The 13,491-nt window shown below is 62.5% G+C and carries 13 protein-coding genes; 10 read left to right on the plus strand and 3 right to left on the minus strand.

Features of this window, described 5'->3' with window-relative positions; genetic code table 11:
- Positions 1-197: 197 nt before the first annotated feature.
- Both ABIB95_RS35440 and ABIB95_RS35445 read right to left on the minus strand, forming a co-directional pair.
- On the minus strand, positions 198-1,727 hold the full coding sequence (locus ABIB95_RS35440) for an FAD-dependent monooxygenase (RefSeq protein ID WP_354246494.1): 1,530 nt from the start codon (positions 1,725-1,727) through the stop codon (positions 198-200).
- Positions 1,728-1,997: 270 nt separating this feature from the next.
- Positions 1,998-2,630 carry a response regulator gene (locus tag ABIB95_RS35445; RefSeq protein WP_354246497.1) on the minus strand — a complete coding sequence of 211 codons (633 nt, stop codon included), beginning with the start codon at positions 2,628-2,630 and terminating at the stop codon, positions 1,998-2,000.
- 204 nt (positions 2,631-2,834) lie between these two features.
- On the opposite strand from ABIB95_RS35445, the gene ABIB95_RS35450 reads away from it, so the two are divergent.
- The 5 genes from ABIB95_RS35450 to ABIB95_RS35470 all read left to right on the plus strand — a co-directional run bounded on the left by ABIB95_RS35450 (position 2,835) and on the right by ABIB95_RS35470 (position 7,109).
- A complete protein-coding gene (locus ABIB95_RS35450) occupies positions 2,835-3,176 on the plus strand; it encodes a hypothetical protein (protein WP_063986218.1) in 342 nt (113 codons plus the stop codon).
- The gene (locus ABIB95_RS35455; RefSeq protein WP_354246498.1) at positions 3,173-3,364 is read left to right on the plus strand and encodes a hypothetical protein; all 192 of its coding nucleotides are present in this window, start codon (positions 3,173-3,175) and stop codon (positions 3,362-3,364) included. The genes ABIB95_RS35450 and ABIB95_RS35455 overlap by 4 nt, the downstream gene beginning before the upstream one ends.
- Before the next feature lie 485 nt (positions 3,365-3,849).
- Positions 3,850-5,118, plus strand: a complete 1,269-nt coding sequence (locus tag ABIB95_RS35460) for a CaiB/BaiF CoA transferase family protein (protein ID WP_354246500.1) — start codon at positions 3,850-3,852, stop codon at positions 5,116-5,118.
- Positions 5,119-5,330: 212 nt separating this feature from the next.
- Positions 5,331-6,536, plus strand: a complete 1,206-nt coding sequence (locus ABIB95_RS35465; RefSeq protein WP_354246503.1) for an acyl-CoA dehydrogenase family protein — start codon at positions 5,331-5,333, stop codon at positions 6,534-6,536.
- Positions 6,537-6,545: 9 nt separating this feature from the next.
- On the plus strand, positions 6,546-7,109 hold the full coding sequence (locus tag ABIB95_RS35470) for a flavin reductase family protein (protein WP_014493742.1): 564 nt from the start codon (positions 6,546-6,548) through the stop codon (positions 7,107-7,109).
- A 22-nt stretch (positions 7,110-7,131) separates the two neighbouring features.
- On the opposite strand, the gene ABIB95_RS35475 is transcribed toward ABIB95_RS35470, so the two are convergent.
- Entirely contained in the window at positions 7,132-8,040 is a 909-nt protein-coding gene (locus ABIB95_RS35475; RefSeq protein WP_354246506.1) for an NAD(P)-dependent oxidoreductase, read from the minus strand.
- A gap of 166 nt (positions 8,041-8,206) precedes the next feature.
- On the opposite strand from ABIB95_RS35475, the gene ABIB95_RS35480 reads away from it, so the two are divergent.
- From ABIB95_RS35480 to ABIB95_RS35500, 5 genes are all read left to right on the plus strand, one after another.
- Entirely contained in the window at positions 8,207-9,190 is a 984-nt protein-coding gene (locus ABIB95_RS35480; RefSeq protein WP_085405924.1) for an ABC transporter substrate-binding protein, read from the plus strand.
- 77 nt (positions 9,191-9,267) lie between these two features.
- Positions 9,268-10,962, plus strand: a complete 1,695-nt coding sequence (gene ilvD, locus ABIB95_RS35485; protein ID WP_354246509.1) for a dihydroxy-acid dehydratase — start codon at positions 9,268-9,270, stop codon at positions 10,960-10,962.
- Positions 10,963-11,086: 124 nt separating this feature from the next.
- Complete coding sequence (locus ABIB95_RS35490; RefSeq protein ID WP_354246512.1) at positions 11,087-11,932, plus strand: ABC transporter ATP-binding protein; 846 nt, start codon at positions 11,087-11,089, stop codon at positions 11,930-11,932.
- Positions 11,929-12,714: an ABC transporter permease gene (locus ABIB95_RS35495; protein ID WP_071911826.1), complete on the plus strand. Its 786-nt coding sequence runs from the start codon at positions 11,929-11,931 to the stop codon at positions 12,712-12,714. The genes ABIB95_RS35490 and ABIB95_RS35495 overlap by 4 nt, the downstream gene beginning before the upstream one ends.
- Complete coding sequence (locus ABIB95_RS35500; RefSeq protein ID WP_354246515.1) at positions 12,711-13,478, plus strand: ABC transporter permease; 768 nt, start codon at positions 12,711-12,713, stop codon at positions 13,476-13,478. Before ABIB95_RS35495 ends, ABIB95_RS35500 begins: the two co-directional genes overlap by 4 nt.
- The last annotated feature ends 13 nt before the right edge of the window (positions 13,479-13,491 follow it).

Below are 13,491 nucleotides of genomic sequence, written 5' to 3' on the forward strand. Positions count from 1 at the left end.
GGCGGCTGTGGCTAAGCGTTCTTGGAAGCTTCGGCGCGACGGGCGATTTCGACGAAGAGCTTTGGCTGCGTTTGCAGGAGAATACATGAGCACCAACTGGTAGAGGCCGCATCAACCACGGGTTTCAAAAACTTGATGTCGATCAAGCCTGCGGAATGCCGCGGGCTCTGTTTGTTTCTAGGTGAGGCGCTCATGCGCTACGCCGCGGCAGCCGATCCAAACCAGATGATCAGCGCGTCCTCAAGTCCTCGCTGGCTTTCATCTCCGACCCACGCCACGTGCCCGTCTGGCCGAACCAGCACCGCTTCGGGCGCGGCGACCTGCCCGATGGCGGGGAGCTCCCACGCGCCGTCGTGGCTGGCGTTGATGACTCTGATGCGATCAGCCCTGGATACTATGTCGAAGCCGCCGGTATTGCCGAAATTGATCAGCAGGGCCTGCGCTCCGTGCAGCAGCGTGAACAATCTCTGCGGATGGCCCTCGACGATCAGGTCGAGATCGGGCATCCGGCGCCCGAGCAGCTCGTGTCCTTCGCCGAGATCATAGCGGATATCGAGTCCGCTCATCATCGCGCCAAAACGTTTGCGCGGCTCCTCCATGGCGAGCAGGTCGGACACCACATCGCGCGCTGCCTTGAGGCCGGTCTCGCCGCGGCGGAGCATGGCGATTTGCGCCATCGTGTTGCGCAAGACGCGTGCGGCTACGGGATGACGTTCGGCGTGGTAGGTGTCGAGCAGGCCGTCGGGCGCAATGCCCCTGACCACCTGCGCCAGCTTCCAGCCGAGATTGACCGCGTCCTGCACGCCGGTGTTGAGGCCTTGCCCGCCGACGGAGTGATGGATATGCGCGGCATCGCCGGCGAGCAGCACTCGCTCCCGGCGATAGGACACGGCCTGTCGCGCCGCATCGGTGAAGCGGGAGATCCAGGCGGGGTTTTGGACCCCGAAATCGGTGCCGTATACTGCGACGAGCGCATCGCTGAGATCGCGCAGTCCGGGTTCGCCGGTCTGGTCGAGCGTCGCTTCCGTCACGACGACCAGCACGCGACCGCTCTCCGCTTTGCTGAGGCCATGAAAGCCGATGGCGTCGTGGCGGAGGCCCCATACCGGCTCGTCCCGCATCTCGACTTCGGCCATGAGATTGCTGAGCGTTGGATCGGAGCCGGCGAAATCGATGCCGGCCCGCTTGCGCACCAGGCTGCGACCGCCGTCGCAGCCGACGAGATAGTTTGCGCGCAATGTCTTGCCGCCGGAGAGCGCAACGTCGATGCCGGTCGCGTCCTGAACAAAGCCCGTCACCTCGGAGTTTCGATAGATCGGCACCGCGAGCTCCTCGACCCAGTCGGCCAGGATGCGCTCGATGTGGCTCTGCCGCAGCGCGAGGCCATAAGCGTGCCGGGTGGGGAGATCGCCGATGTCGAGCCTGGTCCAGGCGAAGCCTGCGAGCTGGGTGACTTGCCCCTCGCGCAGGAAGCGCTCCGCGACGCCGCGCTGATCGAGGATCTCGATGGTACGCGCGTGCAATCCGCCGGCCCGCGTACCGACGAGCTCCTGATCCGGGCGCCGCTCGACCACGGCGACGTCGACATCGGCGAGCGCCAGCTCGGCGGCCAGCATCAAACCGGTCGGGCCGCCGCCGGCGATCACCACGGCATGGTGACTCGCGCGGCTGGCGCCGGCCCGCTCGGAACGGCCGCGCGGCCGGGACGACGGAAGCAATACAGGCATGTGGACCCCCTGCTTTGGATGTTCATTGGGTCGGGGGGTCTACGGCAGGGCGGGGGGCTTGAAGCAAGTCTCTTGCGCACCACATATCAAAGTGGGAGGGAGGGCTCCTTCTTCCGCGTTCGCCGCGTTGACACGTCGGGCAAAACACCGGCAGAATGGCATCATCGACATGAGTTTGGTTCGACCCGCGCGGGAGCCCCCGCCGCGGGTTTTCTTTTGGATCTGCGTTCAGCAAACGCCGGTGGTTCGCCGCATGGTGTCGGCGAGCTCCTAGAACGAAAACGGCTTCCGGATCATTGGCAGGCCTCCGCGCCGCGGCTCGCGCCCCGATAATTGCAGGATCTTCAATCCCGGGCGTAGCAGCTTCGCCAGTTCGGCCAGTTCGTGACCATCCATGCCCGGCATATTGATGTCCGTGATAAGGATGGAGATGTTCTCGTTCTGCCCGAGCTGATCGAGCGCATCTGGGCCGCTTTCGGCGCTTGTCACCTCGCAGCCGAGATCTTCCAACATGCCCACGATGACGTCGAGGACGCCGGGATCGTCGTCAACAACCAGTACAGTGTGGCTCATCGCATGCACGTTCCTTTGACTAAAGGAATGAACGCGACGCTCTTCGGGTAAGTTCCGGCACGGTGTGGTCGAACGAGGGATGTTTGACATGTCGAAACACTGGCAAATGACATCATCGAGACGAGTTTGGTTCACCCGCGCCGGAAGCACCCGCCGCGGGTTTTTCGTCTCGATTTTGAGATCGGACGGTGGCCGCGCATCCGGCCACGCACTCGCTAGACCACGTTCAAGGAACGCCGACCGGCGCGGCGCCGGGTCCGTTGCCCGCGCCGGCGCGGTCTCGGGGCTCAGGACATAGGGTTCGCGCCCGAAACGATCGCGCTTGGTCACGCGATCTGCCGCCTTTTTTCTTTTTCGTGGAGAGACGATGACCGCCTAACTGATATCGCTCGCACTCGCGGGCTTGGTTGCAATCGTGTTGTGGGAGACGTTTTCTTGAACGATGAGATCGAAGACGAGCTCGCGAGCGAGCCGGGCCGCCCGCCCGCGCGACGGAAGACGTCTAAGGCGCGGATGCTGACCGAGACTGATTGTATCCTTCTACTTCGCCAAGCGTGGTTTCGAGAACGTTGCAAGGATCATCAACCAGATGATGAAATCAGGGCGATCGTGGCTGAGACACTGGCCGAGCAACACAGGGTGCAACAGGAGAGCATCGATGCCTTCGTACTGAAGGCCGTCGCATCGGTGCTAACTTCCTTCGGAATCGAACATGACGACCGGAAGGAGCTAAGGGCTGATCTCCAACACGTGCGGAGGTGGCGAAAGAGCGTGGAGCAGGCGCAGAGCTACACCTTCAAGGCCGTTATCACGGTGATCGCGACCGGACTGATGGGGGCCGTTTTGCTAGGCGTTAGGGTCGTGCTGGGCAAGTGAGCTCCCACGGTGCCGACATCGCTGCACTTGCACGCACGCTATTTCCCGCAAACGGGCCGTACAAAATTCGCATCGTTGATGCATCCGATGACGACCTCGTCGATACGTTGGCTGATCTGCATCGGTCGACGTTCTTCGACGCGGCGGCCATGCCGCAATTCGAGTTGGGAGCGTGGTGGCTTGCCTAACATGGCGATGAGGCGGTCGCATTTGCCGGCGTCATACCGTCGACGCACATTCGAAACGGCGCTACTTCTCGAGGGTCGGCGTGCTGCGACGGCATTGGGAGCGGGGACTTCAGGGGGCCGCGTATCGAAAGGGATGTCATTGTCTTGAATACGACGGACAACTTCATCCAGGCGGGCTATCGGCTCTTCGAGCCAGAGGTGCCCGAGGCCTCGGCGCACACGCTCTATTGGCGGAAGTGGCTTCGCTGAGCAGGGTTTCCCGTAATGCGGAACGTACTTTTCTCGGCGTAGGATGGCCAATGCGAGACACAGCATAGCTCGCACTCCCAAAATGTTCGGAGGCCCGGCAGCTCGATGGCTGTCGGGCCCTTTTTGCGTATTGAAGCGATGCGGGTGAAGCACTTGCGAAGTTGGTGGTGCCGGGCTTTAAGTTTGCTCTTGCAGGAAATTCGGCAACCATAAGCCGATGTAAGGGAGCGCCGTCGATGCCCACCAAGCCTCAATTACCGGAACGTTCGTCGCGGGCGACGGGCGCGCCTACCGCGCTCGACGGTCTGTTGGTCGTCGATTTTACGCGGGTCGTGGCGGGGCCGGCCTGCACGCAGACGCTTGCCGATTTCGGTGCACGCGTCATCAAGATCGAGAATCCGGATGGTGGCGACGATACGCGGGCCTACGAACACGCCGAAATCGGCGGAGAAAGCGCCGCCTATCTGAGCCTGAACCGCAACAAGCGCGGCATCGCGCTCGACCTGACCATGCCGCAGGCTCGCGAGATCGCACTGGACCTGATCCGGAAGGCGGATGTGGTCGTGGAGAATTTTTCGAGCGGGGTCATGAAGAAGTTCGGCCTCGACTACGAGGCGGTCGCGCCGCTCAACCCGCGGCTGGTCTATTGCTCGATCTCGGCTTACGGACGCTCAGGACCATTTGCCGCGCGGCCCGGCTTCGATCCCATCACGCAGGCGGAAAGCGGCTTCATGTCCCTCAATGGGTTCGCCGATGGGCCTGCGGTTCGTACCGGCCCGCCGATCGTGGACATGGCGACGGGGATGTCCGCCTGCAACGCCATCCTGCTGGCGCTGTTGGCGCGCGATCGGCTCGGCCGTGGGCAGCATGTCGAGGTCGCCCTGTTCGACGTCGCCATGGGCATGACCGGCTTCTACGGCATGGCCTATCTGATCAACGGCGAAAACCCTGGCCGGTTCGGCAATTCGCCGAACGGGTCCCCCACTGTTGGTGTCTATGAAGCTTCCGATGGGCCGATTTACATGGCCTGCGCCAACGACCGGCTCTATCGCCGGCTGGTGGTCGAGGTGCTGAACCGGCCCGATTTGATCACTGATCCGCAGTTCGCGTCGCGCAAAGCGCGCTCTGAGAACAAGGAGCTCCTGCGGGCAGCCATCGCAGAGGTCTTTGCGAGCGATACCCTCGAGAACTGGATGGCGAAGATGAAGCTGGCCAATATCCCGGTCGGCTATCTCCGAACGGTCGAGGAGGGGTTCAATGCGCCCGAGGCCCGCGAGCGCCATCGCCTGAACAGGATTCCGCACCGTACTGCAGAGTGGGTCCCCAATATCGAACCTCCGATCAATATGAGCCTGACGGGAGCGATTGATCCCGTCGCTGCGCCCCTGTTAGGCGAGCATACCGAAGACGTCCTGCGTGATACGCTCGGTTACGACGAGCGCCGGATTTCGGAGTTCACTCAGAAGGGCGTCTTTGGATCAGGCAAGCCATCGACATCAGGCTAAGCCTGAGCGGTCAGCTCCATGGAGCCAGGCATCGCTAAGCTTGCGGATAGCTGCTTTGAGAAGACGGTATAGGCGACATCGCATTCCTGTGAACAGCCGGGGTGCGGGGCGACCACGCAACGTAAACGCTGCCCAGCTTGATTTGGCGAAGTTCCCGCCGCATAACTATGTGAAAGCGAGGGACTCGAATGGCGCCTGGTCAAGAGCCGAGCATGGGCGAGCCGACGGGGCAGGAAGCCGGCGAACGCGCCTATGCGGCCATGATCGCGAGGACCCGGGCGCTCGTGCCGCGGCTGCGAGAGCGGGCTGCCCGCACGGAGGAACTGCGGCATCTTCCGACGGAAACCGAGAAGGATCTCCACGACGCTGGCCTGTTCCGCATGCTGCAGCCGAAGCGCATCGGCGGTGCCGAGCTTGACTATGTCGCTCTTGTCGACTGCGCCGAACTGCTGGGAATGGCGGATGCGTCAGTGGCGTGGAATCTCGCGAACCTGGCGAGCCATCATTGGATGCTCGGCATGTTCGCGCAAAAGGCGCAGGATCTGGTCTGGGACCGCGATCCGGACGCGCTGATTGCGTCCTCGTTCATTTTTCCTGCCGGACGTGCCACGAGGGTCGAGGGCGGTTACAGGTTGCACGGGAGCTGGCCGTTCTCCTCGGGCGTTGCCTCCTGCGAATGGAACATGCTTGCAAGCGTTGTCTATTCTGACGACGAAGCGGACGGGATCGAGTATCGAATCTTCCTGTTGCCGAAAGTCGACTACAAGGTGCTCGACACCTGGAATGTTACGGGACTGCGCGGTACCGGCTCCTGCGACGTCGAAGTCAGGGACACTTTCGTGGCCGACCATATGACGGTCGCGGTTGGTGATCTTGCTGGCGGCCCGACGCCGGGAAGCAAGGTCAATCCCAATCCGCTGTATTCGCTACCTGTGTTCTCGCTTTTTCCTTACGTCCTCTCTGGCGTCGCGCTGGGGAACGCTCAAGTATGTCTCGACGATTATGCGGAGGTCGCGCGTCATCGCATCTCGACCTACAACCGTGCCAAGCTCAGCGACTTTCAAAGCACGCAGATCAAGATCGCGGAAGCTTCGGCCAAGATCGACGCTGCGCGCCTGATCATGCGTTCGGCCTGCGTCAATGCAATGGAAGATGCAAGGCGCGGCCGTATTCCTGATATGGCGACCAAGACCAGATATCGTCGCGATGGCGCATTTTCCGTGAATCTGTGCACCGACGCGGTCTCGATGCTGTTTGCGGCGAGCGGAGCGCGCGGTCTGTTCACGACGGGCGTGTTGCAGCGGCAGTTCCGCGATGCGCACGCGATCAACTCGCATCTTGCGTTCAACTTCGATGCGGCCGGAACCAATTACGGACGGGTGGCTCTGGGCCTGCCGTCCGAGAATCTCACGCTGTGAGGCCGGCCGATGAATGATCTGCCGAAGCAGCCGGCCATTTCCGATCCAGCCAACGAACTCGCCAGCGACAGCTCGCCGATCGATCCTCGTGATTTTCGCAACGCGCTTGGCACATACGGAACGGGCGTAACGATCATCACGGCCATGGCCGCTGATGGAAAGCCCTATGGCATCACCTGCAATTCGTTCGCGTCAGTCTCCCTGAATCCCCCTCTGGTCCTCTGGAGCCTCGGATTCTATTCCTCAAGCCTCCCCGTGTTTCAGAACGCCAGCCATTTCGCCGTTCACATACTCGGCACGTCGCAGCAAACGCTTGCGAACAAATTTGCAAAATCGTCCGAGGACAAGTTCGCCGGGGTCGACTGGACCCCGGGCCTCGGGAACGCGCCGGTGCTTGCCGAGAGTGTCGCCAACTTTCAATGCCGATCGGTCAATCGCTATTATGGGGGTGACCACGTGATCTTTCTCGGCGCGGTCGAGGCCTATGCCTACAGTGCCAAGGAGCCCCTGCTGTTTGCGCGCGGGGGGTATGGCCGGTTCCTGGCGGATGATGAACGCAAGAAGTCGCCATAAGGCGATAAGGACGCTCGTCGGCTCAGCGGTCTGTGGCCGAGAGCTTGTAGATTTCCAAAGCGTCCGCGTCGGCGCCGCGTGCAGCCTTGGCCAGCCTGAATATCTGTCCCGCGAGGGTCGCCATCGGCACCGGCGTTGACGTCGCCTGGGCGACATCGGCGACCGTGTCGAGATCCTTGAGCATTGTCGCGATATGGCCAAGCGGCGGCGAGTGGATGCCCTGGACCATGCGCGGCACGAAGAGCTGAAGCGGGATGGAATCCGCAAAGCCGCCGGCGAGCGCCTCGGGCAGCCGGCCTGCGTCAATCCCTGCATTCGAGGCAAGGCGCGTTGCTTCCGCCAGAACGGCCATCGCGCATCCGACGATCACCTGGTTGCAGAGTTTTGTGGTTTGGCCAGCCCCGATCGGGCCCATGTGGGTGAACCTGCGTGCCATGTGCAGCACATAGGGCCGTGCCCGCTCGATGTCCGCAGCTTCTCCGCCGGCCATGATGGCGAGCGAGCCTTCCTCTGCGCCCTTGGTGCCGCCGGACACCGGCGCATCTATCCAGCCCGCGCCATTCGCGTCTTTCAGCCGCGCTGCAAGATCGCGCGCGGCGTCGGGATGGATCGACGAGAAGTCGACGACGAGCTTGCCTGCGCCGGAAGCCGCTGCAAGACCGTCGGGCCCGAAGATCACTTCTTCGACGGCGGCGGCATCGGTCACGCACATGAAGACGATATCCGCGTTCGCCATCATGTCGCGGGGTGTGGCTGCGCGCCTGGCGCCGGCCGCGACGAGCGGAGCGACCTTGCCCTCCGAACGATTCCAGACAGCGACCTGATGGCCGGCTTCGAGCAGGCGCCGGGTCATCGGCGTTCCCATCAGCCCAAGGCCGAGATAGCCGAGCCTCTCGACGCCTTGCGGGTTTGTCTTGCTCGCATCAGCCATAGGTTGCCTCCGTCTGTCGCAGCGTAAACGCCGCCTTACCATACATTGCAGGTCGGACAGCGAAACCGTCCGGCTCGCATGGCTTGCCTGATTGTTTGAACCATGAAACATTTGAGTGGTCGGGTTGGGCGGCGCCGGTCGGCGCCGGAGCAGCGGAGTGGGCACGATGCGAACCGTTTCGAAGTGGATCCTGGCTTTGGGAGCGGCCGCGGCTGCGAGCGCGGGGGCAGCCCCGTCATGGGCACAGCAGACCATTCGCGTCGGCTGGACCATCCCGGCCGAGGAATCCAAGTACTGGATGATGCGCAGGCCGGCTGAGTTTCCCAATATCGGCAAGGCCTACAACATCGAATGGACCCAATTTCAGGGCACCGCGCCGATGACGCAGGCATTGGCGGCCGGCGCGCTGGATTGCGCGACGCAAGCGCCGCTGTCGCTGGCCAACGGTGTGGTCGGTGGCAATCTCAAGGCCTACATCGTGGCGCAGCACGTCTTCGAGAAGCCCGGCGGTTTCTCGGTCTATTGGGCGGTGATGGATGACTCGCCGATCAAGACGATCGCCGATCTCAAGGGCAAGACGGTCGGCATTTCCGTGATCGGCGGCGGCACGCAAGGCCCCTTCAACCTGTTGCTCAAGCAGAATGGCGTCGATCCGGCCAAGGACATCAAGCTGGTCGAGGTCGGCTTTGCCGTCTCCGAAGATGCGCTGCGCCAGGGCCGTGTCGACGCGGTCAACATGAACCAGCCCTTTGCCGCACGTGCGGAGGCGAAGGGTGGCACAAGAAAGCTGTTCTCATTGTCGCAGGCGATGCCGAACATCGTACACATCCTGGAAGCCTGCCGCGCGGATTTCGTCGACAAGAACCCCGACTTGGTGAAGGCCTACGTGCGTGACATTACCTCAGGTATGAAGAAAGCGCTGGCCAACCGCGAAGAGACGCTAAAGGTCGTGAATGAGGTTCTGAAGGCGCCTATTCCGGTGCTCGAGACCTATCTGCTCAAGGACAACGATTTCGGCCGCGATCCGGGTGCGGCGCCGAACTTCCCCGCGATCCAGAAGATGCTGGACATCTACGCGGAGACCGGAATGCTGCCGAAGCTGGATGCCATGCAGTTCAAGCACGCGACGATCGTCGCGCCGCTGGAATAGGCAACGGGCGAATTGTCCGAACAAGGGGGGCGCGGCGTCCCGGATCATCCCGGACGTTGCATGAAAAAGATGCGCGCATGAAGAAATTGCGATCACGGGTCACGACCGACGGCCTCGACCGGGCCCCGCACCGCGCTTTCATGCGCGCAATGGGGCTCGACGACGCCGCGATCGCCAAGCCGATGGTGGGCGTCGTCAGCATGAAGGGCGAGCAGACGCCCTGCAATATGACCCACGACTTCCAGGTGGCCGCGGCCAAGACGGGAATCGAGGAGGCGGGCGGCACGCCGCGCGAATTCTCCACCGTGTCAGTCTCCGACGGCATCAGCATGAATCACGAGGGAATGAAGTTTTCTCTCTTTTCGCGCGAGCTGATTGCCGATTCGATCGAAGCCGTCGTTCATGGTCTCGCCTATGACGCGCTGATCGGGTACGGCGGATGCGACAAGACGCTTCCCGGCGTGATGATGGGCATGGTTCGTTGCAACGTACCGTCCATTTTCATCTACGGCGGCAGCTCGCTGCCGGGCCGGGTGGATGGGCGGACTCTCACGGTGCTCGACTCCTATGAGGCTGTCGGCAGCTTCATGACCGGAGAGATCGACGGTGCCACGCTCGAGCGGATCGAGCGCGCCTGCCTGCCGACCATCGGCGCGTGCGCAGGCCAGTTTACCGCGAACACGATGGGGATGGTGTCGGAGGCGATGGGGCTGACCATTCCCAACGTCTCGATGGTGCCCGGTGTCTATGCCGAACGTGCACAGATCTCGCGCCGCGCCGGGCGACTGGTGATGGAGATGCTGGAACGTGGCGGCCCGCTGCCGCGGGACCTCGTGACTCGGAAATCCCTCGAGAACGGTGCGGCGATTGTTGCCGCCACGGGCGGCTCGACCAACGCCGCGCTGCATCTGCCGGCGATCGCGAATGAGGCCGGGATCGCATTCACGATTGATGACGTCGGCAAGGTCTTTGCCAGGACGCCGCTGATTGGAAACTTGCGGCCGGGCGGTAAGTACACTGCGAAGGATGTCTACGACATCGGCGGCGCTGCCGTCGTGATCCGCGAGTTGATCCAGAGCGGGCACATCGATGGGAGCTGCTTGTCCATCACGGGGCGCACGCTCGCCGAAGAATATGGCGCGGCCAACGCTCCCGATGGTGAAGTCGTTTACGCGTCTCGTGCGCCGATCATGCCTGATGGTGGCGTGGCGGTTCTGAAGGGCAATCTCTGTCCAGACGGTGCGGTGATCAAGGTCGCAGGTTTGAAGAGTCAGCACTTCGAGGGCGTTGCGCGCGTCTTCGAAGATGAGGAGGCATGTGTCAAAGCGGTCCGTGACCGCGCCTACACGGCGGGCGAGGTGCTGGTGATCCGCAATGAAGGGCCAGTCGGCGGCCCGGGCATGCGCGAGATGCTCGGCGTTACCGCGCTGATCTACGGCCAGGGTATGGGCGAGAAAGTGGCCCTGATCACCGATGGACGGTTCTCCGGCGCTACTCGCGGCATGTGCATCGGCTACGTGTCCCCCGAAGCGTTTGTCGGCGGTCCGTTGGCGCTTGTTCGCGACGGCGACAGGATCCGGATCGATGCCGCAAACCGGCGGATGGATATGCTGGTCGACGACCAGGAACTCACGGCGCGCCGACGCGATTGGAAGCCGAGGCCGCCCCGTCACCGTGCAGGTGCGCTCGCAAAGTATGCGCGGCTGGTCGGACAGGCGCCGGGCGGAGCCGTGACACATGAGGGCCCTGCAGAATGGCCTTGGTTCGAATGATGCGCCGCTCCCGCGCGAGAATGACCGCCTGTCTGGCAAGTTTCTTGCTAAGCTTGAGCTGCTGATGGAGGACATCAGCGGATCGGTTGCGTGACATTCGCGCGTGAATCAAGTGAGAGACGGAATGAGGGTAGTGCCTTCGAGATCGAGCGAATGGGTGAATCCGGTCACGCCACAAAGGCCGGCTTCTGCGATCATCGAGATCGACCGCGTCTCCCAGGTTTTCCAGACCTCGGCGCGCAAGGATCATCTGGCGCTATCGGACATCTCACTGACGATCGAGGAAGGAGCCTTCGTCTCCATCCTTGGTCCGTCCGGTTGCGGCAAGTCGACACTTCTTTATATCGTCGGCGGCTTCGTCAGCCCGACCAGCGGTGTGGCGAGGATGAAGGGACAGACGATCACCGGGCCGGGTCCGGATCGCGGACCGGTGTTTCAGGAGTTCGCTCTGTTTCCCTGGAAGACGGTGCTGGGCAATGTGATGTATGGCCCGCGCCAGCAAGGTGTGCGTGCCGCCGAGGCCGGAGCACAGAGCCGGGCCTTGATCGAGATGGTCGGCCTCAAAGGCTATGAGAACTTTTATCCCAAGGAGCTCTCGGGTGGCATGAAGCAGCGCGTCGCGCTGGCCCGGACATTGGCTTACCACCCTGAAGTTCTGCTGATGGACGAGCCGTTCGGCGCGCTCGACGCGCACACCCGTACACGCCTCCAGAATGATCTCCTGAACATCTGGGAGCGTGACCGCAAGACGGTGCTGTTCGTGACCCATTCGGTCGACGAGGCCGTCTTCCTGTCGGACAAGGTCGTGATGATGTCGAAATCTCCCGGCCGCATTCGGCAGGTGATCGACATCAATCTGCCTCGGCCGCGTCGCCGCAACGAGCTGTTGCTCGATCCGCGCTACCAGAAATACGTCGTCGACATCGAGCGCATGTTCGACGAGGTCGACGAGACTGGATCGCCGTCATGACATCGCTGGCTGCAGCCTCCAGACGCGCCGCCCCGGTGTTCGCTTGTATCGGGCTGCTGGCAGTGTGGCAGGTCGCGTCGCTCGCGCTGAAGAACGACAGCTTTCCGACGGCGATCGAGGCGATCCGCGCGATCCCGGACATCCTTGGCGACAAGGAGTCGCTGATCAATATCCTGGCCTCGCTTCGCCGCATGGCGATCGGGTTCAGTGTAGCCGTGCTGGTTTCGATCCCGCTGGGTCTGTTGATGGGGCGTAGCCGCGCCGTCGCGGCCTTCTTCAACCCGCTTCTGATGGTGATCTATCCGGTGCCGAAAGCGGCGCTGATGCCGATCATCATGCTTTGGCTGGGCGTCGGGGACATCACGAAGACGCTTGTGATCTTCCTCGGCGTCAGCCTCCCCGTGATCTATCACAGCTTTGAGGGCGCCCAAGCCGTCGAAGAGAAGATGCTGTGGTCAGGCGCAGCGATGGGACTGTCACCGCTGCAACGGCTGGTGCGGATCGTGCTGCCGGCGGCATTGCCGGAGATACTGACCGGATGTCGCACAGGTCTGGTGCTGGCGCTGATCACGATGATCACCAGCGAGATGATCGCCCGCCAGTCCGGCGCCGGCAACATTCTGTTCAACGCTTTGGACATGGGCCAATACGACACCGTCTTCGCGATGATCATCATCGTGGGGGCGATGGGAATTTGCCTCGATGCGATTTTCGAGCGGGTCCGCGCACGGCTGGTGCGCTGGTCCGAGCCTCAGTTCGACATGCCGCTGAGCTTCTCATGACATCGCGTCTTACCTCAGCAAACGTCGTTCTCGGGCTCGCGCCGATTGTGCTGGTGATCGCGGTTTGGCAAGGCCTCGTATCGTTCGGCTTTGCGCCTGCGGTCTTGCTGCCGCCCCCGGGATACGTCTTCAGCAGGTTGCTCCAGCAACTCGTGACGTGGACGTTTCAGCAGGAGATCGCGGCGACCCTGATCCGGCTGTTTGCCGGCTTTGCGATTGCGGTCGTGCTCGGTGTAAGTATCGGCATCGCCGCGGCCGCCAATCCAGCGATCAATGCCGTGGTTCGGCCAATCGTGCGCGTATTGGCGCCGTTGCCTAAAGTCGCACTCTATCCGGCGCTGCTGCTTCTGCTCGGCTTCGGTCACGGATCGAAGATCACGCTGGTGGCTGCGGATGCGCTTTTTCCCATTCTGTTGTCCACCTATTACGGCGCGTCGACCGTCGAGCAGAAACTGATCTGGTCGGCGATGGCAGCGGGAACGCCGCGCTATGAAATCTTGTTCAAGGTGGTCTTGCCGGCGGCGATGCCATCGATCCTGACCGGCTGCCGGATCGGCCTTGTCATTTCCTGCATCGTGGTGTTTCTGGCCGAGATGATCACGTCGACGGACGGGTTGGGGCACGTGCTGGTGACGGCGGCCCGAACTTTTCAGGCCGTCGACATGTTCGTGCCGCTGATCACGATTTCGCTGCTGGGGTTGATCCTGAACGGCTTGCTGGGTGCCCTGCGATCGTATCTCTTGCGGGGCTTCCCCGAAGCGTGATCTGACTGAACAA

It is taken from the genome of Bradyrhizobium sp. LA2.1, assembly GCF_040547725.1.
GTDB classification, from domain to species: domain Bacteria; phylum Pseudomonadota; class Alphaproteobacteria; order Rhizobiales; family Xanthobacteraceae; genus Bradyrhizobium; species Bradyrhizobium barranii.

Excerpts from the sequence above, each read along its gene's own strand:
- ABIB95_RS35440 (WP_354246494.1), bottom strand. The coding sequence starts at position 1,727 with ATGCCTGTATTGCTTCCGTCGTCCCGGCCGCGCGGCCGTTCCGAGCGG.
- ABIB95_RS35460 (WP_354246500.1), top strand. The coding sequence starts at position 3,850 with ATGCCCACCAAGCCTCAATTACCGGAACGTTCGTCGCGGGCGACGGGC.
- ABIB95_RS35465 (WP_354246503.1), top strand. The coding sequence starts at position 5,331 with ATGGGCGAGCCGACGGGGCAGGAAGCCGGCGAACGCGCCTATGCGGCC.
- ABIB95_RS35470 (WP_014493742.1), top strand. The coding sequence starts at position 6,546 with ATGAATGATCTGCCGAAGCAGCCGGCCATTTCCGATCCAGCCAACGAA.
- ABIB95_RS35475 (WP_354246506.1), bottom strand. The coding sequence starts at position 8,040 with ATGGCTGATGCGAGCAAGACAAACCCGCAAGGCGTCGAGAGGCTCGGC.
- ABIB95_RS35480 (WP_085405924.1), top strand. The coding sequence starts at position 8,207 with ATGCGAACCGTTTCGAAGTGGATCCTGGCTTTGGGAGCGGCCGCGGCT.
- ilvD (WP_354246509.1), top strand. The coding sequence starts at position 9,268 with ATGAAGAAATTGCGATCACGGGTCACGACCGACGGCCTCGACCGGGCC.
- ABIB95_RS35490 (WP_354246512.1), top strand. The coding sequence starts at position 11,087 with ATGAGGGTAGTGCCTTCGAGATCGAGCGAATGGGTGAATCCGGTCACG.
- ABIB95_RS35495 (WP_071911826.1), top strand. The coding sequence starts at position 11,929 with ATGACATCGCTGGCTGCAGCCTCCAGACGCGCCGCCCCGGTGTTCGCT.
- ABIB95_RS35500 (WP_354246515.1), top strand. The coding sequence starts at position 12,711 with ATGACATCGCGTCTTACCTCAGCAAACGTCGTTCTCGGGCTCGCGCCG.